Genomic DNA, 17162 nt, shown 5'->3' on the forward strand with positions numbered 1-17162 from the left:
TATTTTATCCTTACTTACACTACGCCTGCGCGCAGGAGATCGTGCATATGTACCACACCCAACAGACGGTCGCCATCGGCAACTAATACGCAGGTGATATGACGGGCTTGCATCAGGTTTAGCGCATCGACGGCCAGAATGCCGGGACGGATGCGAATCCCACCCGGCGTCATGACCTCGGCGATGCCTGCATTACGCATATCGACCCCGGAATCGAACACCCGGCGCAGGTCGCCGTCGGTGAAAATACCGATGATGTTCATGTCATCATCGCAGATAGCGGTCATGCCTAAATTTTTACGCGTGATTTCCAGCAGCGCGTCGCGCAGCGTGGCCTGCAGAGTCACGTGCGGGATTTCATCTCCGGTGTGCATGATATCATTGACCCGCAGCAGCAGCTTACGGCCCAGCGCGCCGCCGGGGTGGGAGAGCGCGAAATCTTCGGCGGTAAAGCCGCGAGCTTCCAGCAGCGCGACCGCCAGAGCGTCGCCCATCACCAGCGCTGCGGTGGTGCTTGACGTCGGGGCAAGGCCAAGCGGACAGGCTTCTTTTAGCACCTTCACGCACAGGTGGATATCCGCCGCGCGCGCCATGCTGCTTTCCGGGCGGCTGGTCATGCAGATCAGCGGCACCCGCTGGCGCTTAAGCACCGGGATCAGCGCGAGCATTTCGTTCGATTCGCCGGAGTTCGACAGGGCGATAATAACGTCCTGCGGCGTGACCATGCCTAAATCGCCGTGGGCCGCCTCGCCGGGATGAACGAAGAACGACGGCGTACCGGTGCTGGCGAAGGTGGCTGCCATTTTGCGTCCGATATGGCCGGACTTACCCATCCCCATGACCACCACTTTGCCCGTGCAGCGGAAAATCGTTTCGCAGGCGCGCGTAAAATCTTCATTAATGTATTGATCGAGCTGAGCCAGACCTTCACGTTCAATTTCCAGAACCTCGCGGCCTGCCCGTTGAAAGTCAAAATCCGTTGGCAAATCTGTTTGCGACATAATGGTATCCCGATTCATTCACCAAAGAGCGGTGCTGCCCAGTACAGCATCGCCAACCAAACCACAAAACCGCCGACCAGCAGCGCCCCGGCAAGTCGGCTGGGCTGCCGTTTTCGGCGCCAGCACAGCAGGGCGAAAATTACGCTGACCAGCATCATGACGGCATAGTCGCGCGTAAACGCTTCGGGGGCGAAGGATCCCGGCGCGATCAGCGCCGGCAGCCCGAGAACCAGGACAATATTCAGGATATTGGCGCCAATGATATTCCCGATGGCGATATCATCTTCCCCTTTACGGGCGCCAGCAATCGCCGTTGCCAGTTCCGGCAGGCTGGTGCCGATGGCGACCACCGTGAGGCCAACGGTCAGCTCGCTGATGGCGAAGTAGTTCGCCAGCACGGTGGCATTATCCACCACCATGCGGGTTGCCATCGGCATGACAATCATCGCCACCCCGAGCCACAGCAGGGCGACGGGGAGCGAACCTTCTCGCGGCAGCTCCGCTATCTGCTCCCGGGTCAGGCTATCGTTACCCTGACGCTCGGCGATGCGCGCTATTTTTACCGTGAACAGTAGCCATAGTATGGCTAACGCCAGTAAAAAAAGGCCGTCCATGCGCGAGAGCTGGCCGTCATAGAGGACAAAGCTCGCGAGCAGGCTGACCAGCAACATTAGCGGCAGTTCGCGGCGCAGGATATCAGAATGTACGGTAAATGGATGAAGTAAGGCGGCGAGGCCAAGAATTAACAGGATATTGGTGATGTTCGATCCGATCGCCGTCCCGATGGCCAGATCGGTCTGCCCGTGCAGGGAGGCGGCCGCAGAGACGATGATCTCGGGCAGGCTGGTGCCGATACTCACCACCGTCATGCCAATGATAAGCGGCGGGATCCCTATCATGCGGCACAGTATTGAAGCGGCGTAGACCAGACGATCGGCGCTGTAGACCACCAGCAGTAAACCAATTATTAACAGAGCCGTCGCTAAGAGCATCTAAAGTCCTTTCTTCAGGTATAATCGTCGCCTCGCTGATCGTCCGTACGCAGCGTAACGAATTCTTAATTTTGACTTTATGTTTGTCAAAAGTAAAACAAATGCCAGCTTTCGCTAACCCAGGCAGGTAAGATTCTGTAAAAATGTTGGGTTTATGGTGGAAGAAAGCACCATGCTTAGCCTGAGGGATGTTTTGTAAGGATGATTTTATGAGCCAAACTCTGGCGAATTTAGTCGAAGTACGCGGTATCAGCTTCTCTCGAGGCGATCGCGCGATCTTTGATGATATCTCGCTGTCGGTGCCGCGCGGTAAGATCACGGCGATCATGGGGCCATCGGGAATCGGTAAAACGACCCTGCTGCGCCTGATCGGCGGCCAGATCCCGCCGGACAGCGGCGAGATCCTGTTTGATGGCGAAAACGTGCCGCAGATGTCGCGTTCGCGCCTGTATACCGTACGTAAGCGTATGAGCATGCTGTTTCAGTCCGGCGCGCTGTTCACCGATATGAACGTCTTTAATAACGTCGCCTATCCGCTGCGTGAGCACACTCAGCTGCCCGAAGCGCTACTGCATACTACCGTGATGATGAAGCTTGAGGCCGTTGGCCTGCGCGGAGCGGCAATGCTGATGCCTTCTGAGCTATCCGGCGGCATGGCGCGCCGCGCGGCGCTGGCAAGAGCTATCGCGCTCGAACCGGATCTCATCATGTTCGACGAACCGTTCGTCGGCCAGGATCCCATCACCATGGGCGTGCTGGTTAAGCTGATTTCTGAACTCAACAGCACCCTGGGCGTTACGTGTATCGTGGTATCGCACGACGTACCGGAAGTGCTCAGTATTGCGGATTACGCCTATATTGTGGCCGATAAGAAAATCGTCGCCCACGGCAGCGCCCGGTCGCTGCGGGAAAATGCCGACCCTCGTGTTCGCCAGTTTATTGATGGTATCGCCGACGGCCCGGTGCCGTTCCGCTATCCGGCAGGCGACTATCAGCATGATTTATTAGGCATAGGGAGTTAAACGACTGATGCTGCTAAATATGCTGGCATCGCTCGGCCATCGGGGGATTAAAACCACCGCGGCTTTTGGGCGTGCCGGATTAATGCTTTTCAACGCCGTAGTGGGCAAGCCGGAGTTTCGCAAGCACGCGCCGCTGCTGGTGCGTCAGCTGTACAACGTTGGCGTGCTGTCGATGCTGATCATCATCGTGTCGGGGCTGTTCATCGGCATGGTGCTGGGCCTGCAGGGGTATCTGGTGTTAACCACCTACAGCGCAGAAACCAGTCTTGGTATGCTGGTGGCGCTGTCTCTGCTGCGCGAGCTGGGACCGGTGGTTGCCGCGCTGCTGTTTGCCGGGCGTGCCGGTTCGGCGCTGACAGCCGAAATAGGGCTGATGCGCGCGACCGAACAGCTCTCGAGCATGGAGATGATGGCCGTCGATCCGCTGCGTCGCGTGATATCACCGCGCTTCTGGGCCGGCGTCATCTCACTGCCGCTGCTGACGGTTATTTTTGTCGCGGTGGGGATCTGGGGCGGTTCGCTGGTTGGCGTTAACTGGAAAGGTATCGACAGCGGCTTCTTCTGGACCGCGATGCAAAACGCCGTCGACTGGCGAATGGATCTGGTTAACTGCCTGATTAAGAGTCTGGTTTTCGCCATTACGGTGACATGGGTAGCGTTATTTAACGGTTATGATGCTATCCCCACTTCCGCAGGGATTAGCCGGGCAACGACGCGCACCGTGGTGCATTCGTCGCTGGCGGTTCTGGGGCTGGATTTTGTGCTGACTGCGCTGATGTTTGGGAATTGAGTTCATGCAAACGAAAAAAAGTGAAATCTGGGTAGGCGTATTTTTACTGGTGGCGCTGCTGGCGGCGCTGTTTGTATGCCTGAAAGCAGCGAACGTGACCTCTCTGCGGACCGAGCCGACGTATCGTCTTTACGCGACGTTCGACAATATCGGTGGCCTGAAGGCGCGGTCGCCGGTGCGCATTGGCGGCGTGGTCGTGGGCCGGGTGGCGGACATCACCCTCGATCCAAAAACCTACCTGCCGCGGGTGGCCCTCGATATCGATGAGAGCTACAACCATATTCCTGACTCCAGCTCGCTGGCCATTCGTACTTCCGGCCTGCTGGGCGAGCAGTACCTGGCTCTGAACATGGGGTTTGAAGACCCGGAGCTGGGAACATCTATCCTTAAAGACGGCGGGACGATTCAGGACACTAAATCTGCCATGGTTCTGGAAGATCTGATTGGCCAGTTCCTTTACAACAGTAAAGGCAGCGACAATAAGAATTCTGGCGATGATCCGGCAGCCCAGGAAAGTCATACTGACGCAGCGCAGCCTGCCGCCACGACGCACTAACTCAGGAGAGACCCGATATGTTTAAACGCTTACTGATGATCGCCATGCTGGCGATTGCGCCATTGACTGCTGCGACCGCAGCGGATCAGTCCAATCCGTACAAGCTGATGGATGAAGCCGCGCAGAAAACCTTCGACCGCCTGAAAAACGAGCAGCCGAAGATTCAGGCTAACCCGAACTATCTGCGTGAAATCGTCGACCAGGAGCTGATGCCGTACGTGCAGGTGAAGTATGCCGGCGCGCTGGTGCTGGGCCGCTATTACAAAGATGCGACCCCGGCGCAGCGTGAGGCCTACTTTACCGCCTTCCGCGAGTATCTGAAGCAGGCGTACGGCCAGGCGCTGGCGATGTATCACGGTCAGACCTATCAAATCGCGCCGGAACAGCCGCTGGGCGATGCGACTATCGTTCCTATCCGCGTGACGATCCTCGATCCTAACGGTCGTCCGCCGGTGCGCCTGGACTTCCAGTGGCGTAAAAACACCCAGACCGGCAACTGGCAGGCCTACGATATGATTGCTGAAGGGGTGAGCATGATCACCACCAAGCAGAACGAGTGGAGCGATCTGCTGCGTACTAAAGGCGTCGATGGTCTGACCGCGCAGCTGAAATCAATCTCCGCCCAGCCGATTACCCTGGAACAGAAAAAATAATGAGCGGTCAGCTGAGCTGGACCCGCAGCGGCGAGCGCCTGGCACTGCAGGGTGAGCTGGACCAGGATCTGCTGGTCCCGCTCTGGGACGACCGCGCGCGGGCGACTGAAGGCGTATCAACTATCGACCTGAGCGCGGTAACCCGGGTCGATACCGCGGGCCTGGCGCTGCTGGTGCATTTCGTGGCGCTGATTCGTCGCCAGGGCAGGGAGGCACAGCTGATCGGCAAGAGCGATAATTTGCAAACGCTGATCGGTCTTTACAACCTTCCTGCCGATATGATCCCATAATTTTTCAGAGTGTTACCACTGGCGCTATCCGCAAAGCCTCATCAATATTTTCGATGGGGCTTTTTGCTTGTTTAAGACCGCGCCACTTTCCTCTAAGATGTTGGGCTATTTTCACTACCAGATAAAATTTGAACCCATGGAAAATCATGAAATTCAGACCGTGCTGATGAACGCACTCTCCCTCCAGGAAGTCCACGTCTCTGGCGATGGCAGTCACTTTCAGGTTATTGCTGTGGGCGAGCTGTTCGACGGCATGAGCCGCGTGAAGAAGCAGCAGACTATCTACGCCCCGCTGATGGAATATATTGCCGACAACCGCATCCATGCTCTGTCGATCAAGGCGTATACCCCGCAGGAGTGGGCCCGCGATCGCAAGCTAAATGGCTTTTAAGCTGTAGGGATGCTCCCTGCAGCGTATATGAATTCTTAACAGAGAACAGAATCAATGGATAAATTCCGTGTTCAGGGTCCGACTCGTCTCCAGGGCGAAGTCACCATCTCCGGTGCGAAAAACGCAGCCCTGCCGATCCTCTTTGCCGCACTGCTGGCAGAAGAGCCGATTGAGATCCAGAATGTACCGAAGCTGAAAGACATCGATACCACGATGAAACTGCTGAGCCAGCTCGGCGCCAAAGTTGAGCGTAACGGTTCGGTATGGATTGATGCGGGCCCGGTTGACGTCTTCTGTGCTCCGTACGATTTAGTCAAAACCATGCGCGCCTCTATCTGGGCGCTGGGGCCGCTGGTGGCGCGTTTTGGCCAGGGCCAGGTTTCACTGCCGGGTGGCTGTGCGATCGGCGCCCGTCCGGTTGACCTGCATATTACCGGCCTGGAGCAGCTGGGTGCTGAGATCAAGCTGGAAGAGGGCTACGTCAAGGCATCGGTCAATGGACGCCTCAAAGGCGCGCATATCGTTATGGATAAGGTCAGCGTTGGCGCGACCGTCACCATCATGAGCGCCGCGACGCTGGCAGAAGGCACCACCGTTATCGAAAACGCCGCGCGTGAGCCGGAAATCGTCGACACGGCCAACTTCCTCGTTGCGCTGGGCGCGAAAATTAAAGGCCAGGGTTCTGACCGCATTACTATTGAAGGCGTAGAGCGTCTGGGCGGCGGCGTATATCGCGTTCTGCCGGACCGCATCGAAACCGGGACCTTCCTGGTCGCGGCGGCAATCTCCGGCGGTAAAATTGTCTGCCGCAATGCGCAGCCTGATACCCTCGACGCCGTGCTGGCGAAGCTGCGTGACGCGGGTGCCGATATTGAGACCGGTGAAGACTGGATTAGCCTTGATATGCACGGCAATCGTCCTAAAGCCGTCAACGTACGTACCGCGCCGCACCCGGGATTCCCGACCGACATGCAGGCGCAGTTTACGCTGCTAAACCTGGTGGCTGAAGGCACCGGCGTGATTACCGAGACCATTTTCGAAAACCGCTTTATGCACATTCCGGAACTGATCCGTATGGGCGCACACGCGGAAATCGAAAGCAATACGGCGATCTGCCACGGCGTGGCCCAGCTGTCCGGTGCTCAGGTAATGGCAACCGACCTGCGCGCATCGGCAAGCCTGGTACTGGCGGGCTGTATTGCGGAAGGCACCACGATTGTCGATCGTATCTATCACATCGACCGCGGATACGAGCGGATTGAAGATAAGCTGCAGGCACTGGGCGCGAATATCGAACGCGTCAAAGGCGAGTAAAGCTGCTATCGCAGCCCTCTGACGTTGGTCCGGGGGCTGCATCCTGTATTACCTCGACTCACTTCTCACTTTTCTTCTGGCGTATCATCTGCGTTCTGTCGATAAACCGATGGGTGATCGGGTCATGGTAGCGTGACGGCCAAATAGCCCATGGCGTGGTTCCCAGCGCGTTCGCAATAATCAGTTCGCCTTTGGGCCACGGCCGGGTTAGGGCATTGGCCAGGGTTGAGGAACTCAGACCGTTGCGTCGTGATTCCGCTGCCAGCGACGTGCCCTTTTTGCGTAATCCGGCGATAATATCGGCCGGGTGCCAATCGATGAACTTATCCATAAATTCTCCTGGTGATAAGGTTCCAGATCGCCCCAAGCGGACGACAGGGTCACTATACCCCTGGTTTATTAAAGTTCTAACAAGTTCCAGTAAATCGAACGAATATTCAGAATTCATCAAGGTTCAGTGGATGAAGGGGCGGGCTGGGGATTTTTTAGGAACTTTCCCGCGCGATGCGCGGGAAGGGTCGAAAGGGCGATTAGCGATCGCGCTGTACGGCGATGTGCGCCAGGCCGATGAGCGCTTCGCGCCACGGCGAGTCGGGTAAAACCTGAAGCGCAACAATCGCCTTATCGGCTTCTTCTTCCGCGCGCTTTTGGGTCCATTCCAGCGAACCGCAGGCGGCCATGGCCTCCAGAACGGCTGCCAGCAGGTGACGTCCGTTACCCTGTTCGATTGCGCCGCGGATCATGGCGGACTGCTCCGGAGTGCCGTGGCGCATCGCATGCAGCAGCGGCAGAGTAGGTTTACCCTCGTTCAGGTCATCGCCCACGTTTTTACCCAAACGGTCGCCGTCGGAGCTGTAGTCCAGCAAATCATCGATCAGCTGGAAAGCGGTGCCCAAATAGCGGCCGTAGTCCTGTAATGCCCGCTCCTGTTCTTCGGTGCAGCCAGCCAGGATCCCGGAACATTGCGCGGCGGCCTCGAACAGTCGGGCCGTTTTGCTGTAAATCACCCGCATGTAGTTTTCTTCGGTGATGTCCGGGTCGTTAACGTTCATGAGCTGCAGGACTTCGCCTTCGGCAATCACGTTAACGGCTTTCGACATGACCTCCAGCACCTTCAGCGAGCCGAGGCTGGTCATCATCTGGAAAGAGCGGGTATAGATAAAATCACCAACCAGCACGCTGGCTGCATTGCCGAAGGCCGCATTGGCCGTGGCTTTGCCACGACGCATATCCGACTCGTCAACGACATCATCATGAAGCAGGGTCGCGGTATGGATAAATTCGATCAGCGCGGCAATGGTGACGTGCGCATTCCCCTGATAACCGACGGCGCGCGCCGCGAGGACCGCAATCATCGGACGAATACGTTTACCGCCTCCGCTGACGATGTAATAGCCTAACTGATTGATAAGCTGAACATCTGAGTCGAGTTGCTCAAGGATTGTCGCATTGACACCCGCCATATCTTGCGCGGTTAACTCATTGATTTTTTCTAAATTCATCGCAAAAGCCGGGCCACATGTCCTGTTACCGCGAATCCAGGTGGGTTCACAGCAGGATTAAGATAGAATTAAAAGAAGATATGATTGTACTGAAAAAATGGCATAGATAAACGTTAGCGTGAAAGTTGTGTTTTTTTTCTGCGTTGAGCGACGATCGCTCTTGTCAAAGGCTCGCCTTTTGCGTAATATTCGCGCCCTATTGTGAATATTTATAGCGCACTCTAAATCACATTAAGAGGTGCGCGGAAGCGGAGTTTTATATGTACGCGGTTTTCCAAAGTGGTGGTAAACAACACCGAGTAAGCGAAGGTCAGACCATTCGCCTGGAAAAGCTGGACATCGCAACTGGCGAAGCTGTTGAGTTCGCTGAAGTGCTGATGGTCGCAAACGGTGAAGAAATCAAGATCGGCGTTCCTTTCGTTGAGGGCGGCGTAATCAAAGCTGAAGTTGTTGCTCACGGTCGTGGCGAGAAAGTTAAAATCGTTAAGTTTCGTCGTCGTAAACACTACCGTAAGCAGCAGGGCCATCGTCAGTGGTTCACTGATGTGAAAATTACTGGCATCAGCGCCTAAGACCTGAGGAGAGATTTAAATGGCACATAAAAAGGCTGGCGGCTCAACTCGTAACGGTCGCGACTCAGAAGCTAAACGCCTGGGCGTTAAGCGTTTCGGTGGCGAAACCGTTCTGGCGGGTAGCATCATCGTTCGTCAGCGTGGTACTAAATTCCACGCTGGTAGCAACGTAGGTTGCGGTCGTGACCACACTCTGTTTGCTAAAGCAGACGGTAAAGTGAAATTTGAAGTTAAAGGCCCGAACAACCGTAAATATATCAGCATCGTTGCTGAGTAAGGTTTTCGAGGTCCGGTAACGGATTAAAGCCCCGCAACGTGTTGCGGGGCTTTTTACATTAGAAGTCCGGAAAATTTTCCGCAGGTAAAACGGGCATGAAGCAGCAGGCCGGCATAGGTATTGTTTTGGCGCTCACCACCGCAATGTGCTGGGGTGCGCTGCCCATCGCAATGAAGCAGGTTCTGGAAGTGATGGAACCGCCAACGGTGGTGTTCTATCGCTTTTTAATGGCGAGTATTGGCCTCGGGGCGATCCTGGCGATTAAAGGCAAGCTGCCGCCGCTGCATCTTTTCCGCAAGCCTCGCTGGCTAATTTTACTGGCTATCGCGACGGGCGGTCTGTTCGGTAACTTCATTCTGTTCAGCTCGTCCTTGCAATATTTAAGCCCGACGGCCTCGCAGGTGATTGGCCAGCTGTCCCCGGTTGGCATGATGGTCGCCAGCGTCTTTATTCTCAAGGAGAAGATGCGCGGGACCCAGGTTATCGGTGCGATAATGCTGCTCTGCGGGCTGGTGATGTTCTTCAACACTAGCCTGATAGAGATTTTTACCCGCCTGACGGATTACACCTGGGGTGTGATTTTTGGCGTGGCTGCAGCGACGGTGTGGGTGAGCTACGGCGTCGCGCAAAAGGTGTTATTGCGTCGTCTGGCGTCACAGCAAATCCTGTTTTTGCTGTACACTTTATGTACGATTGCACTATTGCCGCTGGCAAAGCCGGGTGTGATATCCCAGCTAAGCGACTGGCAGCTGGCGTGCCTGATCTTTTGTGGTTTGAACACGCTGGTAGGTTATGGCGCACTTGCGGAAGCGATGGCGCGTTGGCAGGCAGCGCAGGTGAGCGCATTAATTACGCTAACCCCGCTGTTTACGCTGTTATTTTCAGATTTATTATCAATTGCCTGGCCCGATTTCTTCGTCAAACCGATGTTAAACCTGTTGGGTTATCTCGGTGCGTTTGTCGTGGTTGCGGGCGCGATGTTTTCCGCCATTGGTCATCGTCTTTGGGGACGCTGGCGTAAAAATGAAGCGGTTGTAGTAGTCCCCCGCTCAGGCGAATGATTTACGGAGAGTAAAATGAAGTTTGTTGATGAAGCAACGATCCTGGTCGTAGCAGGTGATGGCGGCAACGGTTGCGTGAGCTTCCGCCGTGAAAAATATATCCCAAGAGGCGGCCCTGACGGCGGCGACGGCGGTGATGGCGGCGACGTTTGGCTGGAAGCGGACGAGAACCTGAACACCCTGATTGACTACCGTTTTGAGAAAGCGTTCCGCGCTGAACGTGGGCAGAACGGGCAAAGCCGTGACTGTACCGGTAAGCGTGGTAAAGACGTCTCGGTGAAGGTGCCCGTAGGGACCCGTGTTATCGATCAGGGAACCGGCGAGACCATGGGCGATATGACCAAGCACGGTCAGCGCCTGATGGTCGCCAAAGGCGGCTGGCATGGCCTGGGTAACACCCGCTTCAAATCGTCCGTCAACCGTACCCCGCGTCAGAAAACGATGGGTACGCCGGGCGACAAGCGCGACCTGCAGCTTGAGCTGATGCTGCTGGCAGACGTTGGGATGCTGGGGATGCCGAACGCCGGTAAATCCACCTTCATTCGCGCCGTTTCTGCAGCGAAGCCGAAAGTTGCCGATTATCCGTTTACCACGCTGGTTCCTAGCCTCGGCGTTGTACGTATGGATAACGAGAAGAGCTTCGTCGTGGCGGATATTCCAGGGCTGATTGAAGGCGCTGCTGAAGGCGCAGGCCTCGGTATTCGCTTCCTCAAGCACCTTGAGCGCTGCCGCGTGCTGCTGCACCTCATCGATATTGAGCCGATCGACGGTTCCGATCCGGTCGAGAATGCGCGCATTATCATCGGCGAGCTGGAGAAATACAGCGAGAACCTGGCGTCGAAACCACGCTGGCTGGTCTTCAACAAGATCGACCTGATGGATAAAGCGCAGGCCGAAGAGAAGGCAAAAGCCATTGCCGAAGCGCTGGGCTGGGATGATAAGTTCTACCTGATTTCTGCGGCGAGCCAGCAGGGCGTGAAGGACCTGTGCTGGGACGTGATGACCTTTATCATCGAAAACCCAATCGTGCATGCGCAGGAAGATAAGCCGGCTGAGAAAGTCGAGTTCATGTGGGATGACTACCACCGCGAGCAGCTTGAAAGCGCTGAGATCGAAGTGGAAGACGACGAAGACTGGGATGACGACTGGGACGAAGACGACGAAGAAGGCGTTGAGTTCATCTACAAGCGTTAATTCTGGTTTGCACCGGTCCCCGCGGCGTCATGCTAAGCGGGGAACATCGCCGGGTAGAACGAAAGGGCCGCATCTGATGCGGCCCTTTTGTATTTAGTTGTTCTGGTACAAATCCTTATACAGCCGGCTTTCGAAGCGCACCAGCGGAATTCGACGGTTGCGCTGATCGGCTGGCGGTACCGCATAGCCTGACAGATACTGCACGAAAGCGATTTTCTGCCCGCTGGCACCGGTGATAAAGCCTGCCAGATTATAGACCCCCTGCAGGGAGCCGGTCTTCGCGGAAACCTTACCATCAACGCCCGCCTGATGCAGACCCGCACGGTACTGCAGCGACCCGTCATGACCGGCGAGCGGCAGCATCGAGATGAAGTTGAGCTCATTATCGTGCTGGGCAATATATTGCAGCACCTGCATCATCGTGGCGGGAGCAATCAGGTTGTGGCGCGACAGACCGGAACCGTCGGCAATAATCGTATTGCCCAGGTCGACGCCAGCCTGCTGACGCAGAATTTGGCGTACCGCATCGGAGCCCGCGCGCCAGGTGCCCGGCACGCCGAGACGCGCGTGACCAATGGTGCGGAATACGGTATCGGCAATCATGTTGTCTGATTTTTTCAGCATGATGCGCAGAAGGTCGTGCAGCGGCGCCGACTGGGTGGTCGCCAGCACGGTACCGGGATCGTTGGCCAGGGTTTGGCGTAGCAGGGTGCCGCTGTAGGTGATGCCGGCCTGGGTCAGTTCAGACTTAAGAATTACGCCGGCATAGCTGGCGCCGTCCTGAATGGCAAAGGCCAGCGGCAGCGGCTCGCTACGCTGCGGCAGACAGCCGGTCAGGGTGTAGCGGTTAAGATCGCCGGGCACCACGTCGAGCTCGCAGTACTGGGCTTCCGCAGAGCCGCGGGCCAGCGTGCGGACCTGGCTGAACATGGTGACCGGGTAATACGAGGCGACGCGAATAAATGCCAGGTCGCCGGGTTTCTGCGCGCTGTACAGCGAGATCGAGAAACAGTTGCGATCGACGATCGCCGCCGCCGGCGGGGCGCTAAAGCACTGCGTCATATCGTTCCACGGCCAGCCCGGCGCTTTGTCATGGCTGGCGAAGACCGAGGTATCGATCAGGACGTTCCCTTCGATCCGCTGGACGCCGGCCTTTTTGAGCGTGGCCACCATATTGCGAATATCCTGACGCCTGAGCGTAGGATCGCCGCCAAACCGGGCAATCAGGTCACCTTTCAGCACGCCGCCGTCGAGACTGCCTTTGGTTTCCAGGGTGGTGGTGAAACGGAAGTCTGGCCCCAGCTGGAGAAGGGCAGCCAGGGCGGTGATCACCTTCTGAGTACTGGCCGGTAGCGCCATTTGCTGGCTGTGAAAGTCTATCTCCGGCGTAGGGGAGCCAACCTTTTGCGCCATAAAGGCGAGGTTAGCACCCGCAGGAAGCTGGTTGATGTACTCGTCAATGTTCGCCGCCTGAGCGCTAAACGCAATGCCGGCAGTCAATCCGATGATAAATCTGGAAAATCGCATAATCTCGCGCTAACAACCTGAAACCGAGCCGTCATACTACGGTGCAACACCCTGTAAAGTAAACGATGACCCATAGTGAACTTCAGGGTAAAATACGTATCAAATTGAAAATTGCTGCTGACCTGGGGAATGTTTCCCGGGTTGGTTTTCTTTTTGCTCCTGTCCTGCTTTTTGCCAGGCAGGTTGCGGAACGGGGATATCCGTTCCATGAAGGAATGATAAAGAGGTATAACAAATGCAAGCTATTCCGATGACCTTACGTGGCGCTGAAAAACTACGCGAAGAGCTGGATTTTCTGAAATCCGTTCGTCGCCCTGAAATCATTGCAGCCATCGCCGACGCCCGTGAACATGGCGATCTCAAAGAGAACGCTGAGTACCATGCGGCCCGCGAACAGCAGGGTTTCTGTGAAGGTCGTATCAAAGATATTGAGGCCAAGCTGTCCAATGCGCAGGTTATCGATATCACCAAAATGCCGAATAACGGCCGCGTGATTTTTGGTTCGACGGTGAGCGTTCTCAACGTTGATACCGACGAAGAGCAGATTTATCGCATCGTCGGCGACGACGAAGCGGATTTTAAGCAGAATCTTATCTCCGTGAACTCGCCGATCGCTCGCGGGCTGATCGGTAAGGAGCAGGATGATGTGGTGACAATCCGCACGCCGGGTGGCGAGGTCGAATACGAAATTATCAAGGTTGAGTACCTTTAATTAGTATTTCCCGCTACGCTGTTGATGGATTGTAAAGAAAGGAAAAAGGCCGCATAGCGGCCTTTTATCAACGTCCAGAGCATGGCATTTTGCTCGTCTACCCGCAGAAATCCCTCGTTTTACACAAAGTTGTGTCGAGATTCAGGATATTCTTAGCGTGGCAGCGAGATTTTACGCTCTTTAGATGGGCGGTACAGTACCAGCGTTTTACCGATGACCTGTACGTTACAGGCGCCGGTTTCGCGTACGATAGCTTCCACGATCAGGGTTTTAGTCTCGCGGTCTTCCGAGGCGATTTTCACCTTGATGAGCTCATGGTGCGCTAGCGCTTGTTCGATCTCGGCCAGTACCCCTTCGGTCAAACCATTATTGCCAAGCATAACTACCGGCTTGAGCGGATGTGCCAGACCTTTCAGGTGCTGTTTTTGTTTAGTACTCAGATTCATCGTATTTTTTTGCTTACGTTGGGATTGAAAACGGTTCATTCTACCGCCATCTCCCATATATCGCCAAACTACAGTGTCGATTTTTACGTCGCAAAGTATGATGAACCCGAAATGGGAATGTTAAATGACAGGTAAAAAGCGTTCTGCCAGTTCCAGCCGCTGGCTTCAGGAACACTTTAGCGATAAATATGTTCTCCAGGCACAGAAAAAGGGGTTACGTTCCCGAGCCTGGTTTAAACTTGATGAAATACAGCAAAGTGACAAAATTTTTAAGCCGGGGATGACGGTTGTTGACCTCGGTGCTGCACCCGGAGGCTGGTCGCAATATGCGGTCACGCAGATCGGAAACAGCGGCCGCATCATCGCTTGCGATCTTTTACCGATGGATCCAATCGTTGGTGTGGACTTCCTTCAGGGCGACTTTCGTGATGAATTAGTCCTGAAAGCGTTACTTGAGCGCGTAGGTGACAGTAAAGTACAAGTTGTCATGTCCGATATGGCGCCAAACATGTGCGGAACACCGGCGGTGGACATCCCCCGGGCCATGTATTTGGTGGAACTGGCGCTTGGAATGGCTCGTGATGTATTAGCGCCAGGTGGTAGTTTTGTAGTTAAGGTGTTCCAGGGCGAAGGCTTCGATGAGTATCTAAGAGAAATTCGCTCCCTGTTTACGAAGGTCAAAGTTCGTAAGCCGGACTCTTCCCGTGCTCGTTCGCGTGAAGTGTACATTGTAGCGACCGGGCGAAAACCATAACCGGTAGATTTCAAACGAAAGTTTGAAAGAAACTGGATATAGAGTATCCTGACGCTGTTTTTAACACAGTTGTAATAAGAGGTTAATCCCTTGAGTGACATGGCGAAAAACCTAATACTCTGGCTGGTCATTGCCGTCGTGCTGATGTCAGTATTCCAGAGCTTTGGGCCCAGCGAGTCTAATGGCCGTAAGGTGGATTATTCAACCTTCCTGCAAGAGGTCAACCAGGACCAGGTTCGCGAAGCGCGTATCAACGGACGTGAGATCAACGTTACCAAGAAAGATAGTAACCGTTACACGACTTACATTCCGGTTAACGATCCGAAGCTGCTCGATAACCTGTTGACGAAAAACGTCAAAGTGGTTGGCGAACCGCCGGAAGAGCCGAGCCTGCTGGCTTCCATCTTCATTTCCTGGTTCCCGATGCTGTTGCTGATCGGCGTCTGGATCTTCTTTATGCGGCAAATGCAGGGCGGCGGCGGAAAGGGCGCGATGTCCTTCGGCAAAAGCAAAGCCCGTATGCTGACGGAAGACCAGATCAAAACCACTTTTGCTGATGTCGCGGGTTGCGATGAAGCGAAAGATGAAGTGGCCGAACTGGTGGAATATCTGCGTGAGCCGAGCCGTTTCCAGAAGCTGGGCGGTAAAATCCCGAAAGGCGTCCTGATGGTCGGCCCTCCGGGTACCGGTAAAACGCTGCTGGCGAAAGCGATCGCCGGTGAAGCGAAAGTGCCGTTCTTCACAATTTCCGGTTCTGACTTCGTAGAAATGTTTGTGGGTGTCGGCGCATCTCGCGTGCGTGACATGTTCGAACAGGCTAAGAAAGCGGCTCCGTGCATTATCTTCATCGATGAAATCGACGCCGTCGGTCGCCAGCGTGGCGCTGGTCTGGGCGGTGGTCACGATGAGCGTGAGCAGACGCTGAACCAGATGCTGGTTGAGATGGATGGTTTCGAAGGTAACGAAGGTATTATCGTTATCGCCGCAACAAACCGTCCGGACGTTCTGGACCCCGCGCTGCTGCGTCCGGGCCGCTTCGACCGTCAGGTTGTTGTTGGTCTGCCGGATGTTCGCGGTCGTGAGCAGATCCTGAAAGTTCACATGCGTCGCGTTCCGCTGTCGCCTGATATCGACGCGGCAATCATCGCGCGCGGTACCCCGGGCTTCTCCGGTGCTGACCTGGCGAACCTGGTGAACGAAGCCGCTCTGTTTGCTGCCCGTGGCAACAAGCGCGTGGTATCGATGGTTGAGTTCGAAAAGGCTAAAGACAAAATCATGATGGGTGCGGAACGCCGCTCCATGGTGATGACGGAAGCGCAGAAAGAGTCGACCGCTTATCACGAAGCAGGCCATGCGATTATTGGTCGCCTGGTGCCGGAACACGATCCGGTGCATAAGGTGACGATTATTCCGCGCGGCCGCGCTCTGGGCGTCACGTTCTTCCTGCCGGAAGGCGATGCAATCAGCGCCAGCCGTCAGAAGCTGGAAAGCCAGATTTCGACCCTGTACGGCGGTCGTCTTGCAGAAGAGATTATCTACGGCGTAGAGCATGTTTCTACCGGCGCGTCGAACGACATTAAAGTCGCGACCAACCTGGCACGCAACATGGTGACTCAGTGGGGCTTCTCCGACAAACTCGGTCCGCTGCTGTATGCGGAAGAAGAGGGTGAAGTATTCCTCGGACGCAGCGTAGCGAAAGCTAAGCATATGTCCGATGAGACCGCGCGCATTATTGACCAGGAAGTGAAATCACTGGTTGAGCGTAACTACAACCGCGCCCGTCAGATCCTTAACGACAATCTGGATATTCTGCACTCGATGAAAGATGCGCTCATGAAGTATGAGACCATCGATGCACCGCAGATTGATGACCTGATGGCACGTCGTGACGTTCGTCCGCCGGCTGGTTGGGAAGATCCTGGCGCCAACAATTCTGGCAATAACGGCACCCCGAGTGCGCCGCGTCCGGTCGACGAACCGCGTACGCCAAACCCGGGTAACACGATGTCAGAGCAGCTAGGCGACAAATAAGTTAGCCGCTGTTGATGTGGTTGTGCATATCTAAACCCTGGGGCGTCCGCTCTGGGGTTTTTCTTTTTATCTATCTC

At 55.5% G+C, this 17162-nt stretch carries 20 protein-coding genes; 14 read left to right on the forward strand and 6 right to left on the reverse strand.

Annotation, left to right across the window (positions count from 1 at the left end):
* Positions 1-14: 14 nt before the first annotated feature.
* A complete protein-coding gene (gene kdsD, locus EDF75_RS21545; RefSeq protein WP_166646225.1) occupies positions 15-1019 on the reverse strand; it encodes an arabinose-5-phosphate isomerase KdsD in 1005 nt (334 codons plus the stop codon).
* Entirely contained in the window at positions 1016-1993 is a 978-nt protein-coding gene (locus EDF75_RS21550) for a calcium/sodium antiporter (protein WP_045856583.1), read from the reverse strand. The genes kdsD and EDF75_RS21550 overlap by 4 nt, the downstream gene beginning before the upstream one ends.
* A gap of 209 nt (positions 1994-2202) precedes the next feature.
* Here EDF75_RS21550 and mlaF point away from each other — a divergent pair, with 209 nt between their 5' ends.
* From mlaF to murA, 7 genes are all read left to right on the forward strand, one after another.
* Entirely contained in the window at positions 2203-3015 is an 813-nt protein-coding gene (mlaF, locus tag EDF75_RS21555; protein ID WP_041147415.1) for a phospholipid ABC transporter ATP-binding protein MlaF, read from the forward strand.
* A 7-nt stretch (positions 3016-3022) separates the two neighbouring features.
* Positions 3023-3805 (forward strand): lipid asymmetry maintenance ABC transporter permease subunit MlaE, encoded by a 783-nt coding sequence (gene mlaE, locus EDF75_RS21560; RefSeq protein ID WP_041147414.1) that lies wholly within the window; start codon positions 3023-3025, stop codon positions 3803-3805.
* Positions 3806-3809: 4 nt separating this feature from the next.
* A complete protein-coding gene (gene mlaD / locus EDF75_RS21565) occupies positions 3810-4361 on the forward strand; it encodes an outer membrane lipid asymmetry maintenance protein MlaD (RefSeq protein ID WP_132513561.1) in 552 nt (183 codons plus the stop codon).
* Positions 4362-4378: 17 nt separating this feature from the next.
* Positions 4379-5014 carry a phospholipid-binding protein MlaC gene (mlaC, locus tag EDF75_RS21570; RefSeq protein WP_045856587.1) on the forward strand — a complete coding sequence of 212 codons (636 nt, stop codon included), beginning with the start codon at positions 4379-4381 and terminating at the stop codon, positions 5012-5014.
* Positions 5014-5304: a lipid asymmetry maintenance protein MlaB gene (gene mlaB, locus EDF75_RS21575; RefSeq protein WP_133600831.1), complete on the forward strand. Its 291-nt coding sequence runs from the start codon at positions 5014-5016 to the stop codon at positions 5302-5304. Before mlaC ends, mlaB begins: the two co-directional genes overlap by 1 nt.
* A gap of 136 nt (positions 5305-5440) precedes the next feature.
* Positions 5441-5695: a BolA family iron metabolism protein IbaG gene (gene ibaG, locus EDF75_RS21580; RefSeq protein ID WP_041147411.1), complete on the forward strand. Its 255-nt coding sequence runs from the start codon at positions 5441-5443 to the stop codon at positions 5693-5695.
* Positions 5696-5749: 54 nt separating this feature from the next.
* Positions 5750-7009 (forward strand): UDP-N-acetylglucosamine 1-carboxyvinyltransferase, encoded by a 1260-nt coding sequence (murA, locus tag EDF75_RS21585; protein ID WP_133600832.1) that lies wholly within the window; start codon positions 5750-5752, stop codon positions 7007-7009.
* Positions 7010-7067: 58 nt separating this feature from the next.
* On the opposite strand, the gene sfsB is transcribed toward murA, so the two are convergent.
* On the reverse strand, positions 7068-7340 hold the full coding sequence (sfsB, locus tag EDF75_RS21590; RefSeq protein WP_133600833.1) for a DNA-binding transcriptional regulator SfsB: 273 nt from the start codon (positions 7338-7340) through the stop codon (positions 7068-7070).
* 199 nt (positions 7341-7539) lie between these two features.
* Positions 7540-8511 (reverse strand): octaprenyl diphosphate synthase, encoded by a 972-nt coding sequence (ispB, locus tag EDF75_RS21595; RefSeq protein WP_133600834.1) that lies wholly within the window; start codon positions 8509-8511, stop codon positions 7540-7542.
* 260 nt (positions 8512-8771) lie between these two features.
* On the opposite strand from ispB, the gene rplU reads away from it, so the two are divergent.
* The 4 genes from rplU (at position 8772) to cgtA (ending at position 11615) form a co-directional block, all read left to right on the forward strand.
* On the forward strand, positions 8772-9083 hold the full coding sequence (rplU, locus tag EDF75_RS21600) for a 50S ribosomal protein L21 (protein WP_041147407.1): 312 nt from the start codon (positions 8772-8774) through the stop codon (positions 9081-9083).
* A gap of 19 nt (positions 9084-9102) precedes the next feature.
* Positions 9103-9360, forward strand: coding sequence for a 50S ribosomal protein L27 (gene rpmA, locus EDF75_RS21605; protein WP_041147406.1), 258 nt, complete (start codon positions 9103-9105; stop codon positions 9358-9360).
* A 95-nt stretch (positions 9361-9455) separates the two neighbouring features.
* Entirely contained in the window at positions 9456-10421 is a 966-nt protein-coding gene (locus EDF75_RS21610; protein WP_133600835.1) for a DMT family transporter, read from the forward strand.
* Between the two features lie 15 nt (positions 10422-10436).
* Positions 10437-11615 (forward strand): Obg family GTPase CgtA, encoded by a 1179-nt coding sequence (gene cgtA / locus EDF75_RS21615; protein WP_045856595.1) that lies wholly within the window; start codon positions 10437-10439, stop codon positions 11613-11615.
* A gap of 93 nt (positions 11616-11708) precedes the next feature.
* Here cgtA and dacB read toward each other — a convergent pair whose 3' ends face one another.
* Positions 11709-13142 carry a serine-type D-Ala-D-Ala carboxypeptidase gene (gene dacB, locus EDF75_RS21620; RefSeq protein ID WP_095099903.1) on the reverse strand — a complete coding sequence of 478 codons (1434 nt, stop codon included), beginning with the start codon at positions 13140-13142 and terminating at the stop codon, positions 11709-11711.
* Positions 13143-13377: 235 nt separating this feature from the next.
* Between dacB and greA the strand changes: the two genes are divergently transcribed.
* The gene (gene greA, locus EDF75_RS21625; protein WP_133600836.1) at positions 13378-13854 is read left to right on the forward strand and encodes a transcription elongation factor GreA; all 477 of its coding nucleotides are present in this window, start codon (positions 13378-13380) and stop codon (positions 13852-13854) included.
* A gap of 152 nt (positions 13855-14006) precedes the next feature.
* Here greA and yhbY read toward each other — a convergent pair whose 3' ends face one another.
* Positions 14007-14300 (reverse strand): ribosome assembly RNA-binding protein YhbY, encoded by a 294-nt coding sequence (gene yhbY / locus EDF75_RS21630; protein ID WP_041147757.1) that lies wholly within the window; start codon positions 14298-14300, stop codon positions 14007-14009.
* Between the two features lie 124 nt (positions 14301-14424).
* Here yhbY and rlmE point away from each other — a divergent pair, with 124 nt between their 5' ends.
* Both rlmE and ftsH read left to right on the forward strand, forming a co-directional pair.
* Complete coding sequence (gene rlmE / locus EDF75_RS21635) at positions 14425-15054, forward strand: 23S rRNA (uridine(2552)-2'-O)-methyltransferase RlmE (protein ID WP_041147401.1); 630 nt, start codon at positions 14425-14427, stop codon at positions 15052-15054.
* Positions 15055-15153: 99 nt separating this feature from the next.
* Positions 15154-17085, forward strand: coding sequence for an ATP-dependent zinc metalloprotease FtsH (gene ftsH / locus EDF75_RS21640; protein WP_133600837.1), 1932 nt, complete (start codon positions 15154-15156; stop codon positions 17083-17085).
* The last annotated feature ends 77 nt before the right edge of the window (positions 17086-17162 follow it).

The sequence above is a fragment of the Klebsiella sp. BIGb0149 genome, assembly GCF_004362605.1.
Taxonomy (GTDB): Bacteria; Pseudomonadota; Gammaproteobacteria; order Enterobacterales; family Enterobacteriaceae; genus Klebsiella; species Klebsiella terrigena.

Coding starts and splice junctions, on each gene's coding strand:
- kdsD (WP_166646225.1), bottom strand. CDS start 1,019: ATGAATCGGGATACCATTATGTCGCAAACAGATTTGCCAACGGATTTT.
- EDF75_RS21550 (WP_045856583.1), bottom strand. CDS start 1,993: ATGCTCTTAGCGACGGCTCTGTTAATAATTGGTTTACTGCTGGTGGTC.
- mlaF (WP_041147415.1), top strand. CDS start 2,203: ATGAGCCAAACTCTGGCGAATTTAGTCGAAGTACGCGGTATCAGCTTC.
- mlaE (WP_041147414.1), top strand. CDS start 3,023: ATGCTGCTAAATATGCTGGCATCGCTCGGCCATCGGGGGATTAAAACC.
- mlaD (WP_132513561.1), top strand. CDS start 3,810: ATGCAAACGAAAAAAAGTGAAATCTGGGTAGGCGTATTTTTACTGGTG.
- mlaC (WP_045856587.1), top strand. CDS start 4,379: ATGTTTAAACGCTTACTGATGATCGCCATGCTGGCGATTGCGCCATTG.
- mlaB (WP_133600831.1), top strand. CDS start 5,014: ATGAGCGGTCAGCTGAGCTGGACCCGCAGCGGCGAGCGCCTGGCACTG.
- ibaG (WP_041147411.1), top strand. CDS start 5,441: ATGGAAAATCATGAAATTCAGACCGTGCTGATGAACGCACTCTCCCTC.
- murA (WP_133600832.1), top strand. CDS start 5,750: ATGGATAAATTCCGTGTTCAGGGTCCGACTCGTCTCCAGGGCGAAGTC.
- sfsB (WP_133600833.1), bottom strand. CDS start 7,340: ATGGATAAGTTCATCGATTGGCACCCGGCCGATATTATCGCCGGATTA.
- ispB (WP_133600834.1), bottom strand. CDS start 8,511: ATGAATTTAGAAAAAATCAATGAGTTAACCGCGCAAGATATGGCGGGT.
- rplU (WP_041147407.1), top strand. CDS start 8,772: ATGTACGCGGTTTTCCAAAGTGGTGGTAAACAACACCGAGTAAGCGAA.
- rpmA (WP_041147406.1), top strand. CDS start 9,103: ATGGCACATAAAAAGGCTGGCGGCTCAACTCGTAACGGTCGCGACTCA.
- EDF75_RS21610 (WP_133600835.1), top strand. CDS start 9,456: ATGAAGCAGCAGGCCGGCATAGGTATTGTTTTGGCGCTCACCACCGCA.
- cgtA (WP_045856595.1), top strand. CDS start 10,437: ATGAAGTTTGTTGATGAAGCAACGATCCTGGTCGTAGCAGGTGATGGC.
- dacB (WP_095099903.1), bottom strand. CDS start 13,142: ATGCGATTTTCCAGATTTATCATCGGATTGACTGCCGGCATTGCGTTT.
- greA (WP_133600836.1), top strand. CDS start 13,378: ATGCAAGCTATTCCGATGACCTTACGTGGCGCTGAAAAACTACGCGAA.
- yhbY (WP_041147757.1), bottom strand. CDS start 14,300: ATGAATCTGAGTACTAAACAAAAACAGCACCTGAAAGGTCTGGCACAT.
- rlmE (WP_041147401.1), top strand. CDS start 14,425: ATGACAGGTAAAAAGCGTTCTGCCAGTTCCAGCCGCTGGCTTCAGGAA.
- ftsH (WP_133600837.1), top strand. CDS start 15,154: ATGGCGAAAAACCTAATACTCTGGCTGGTCATTGCCGTCGTGCTGATG.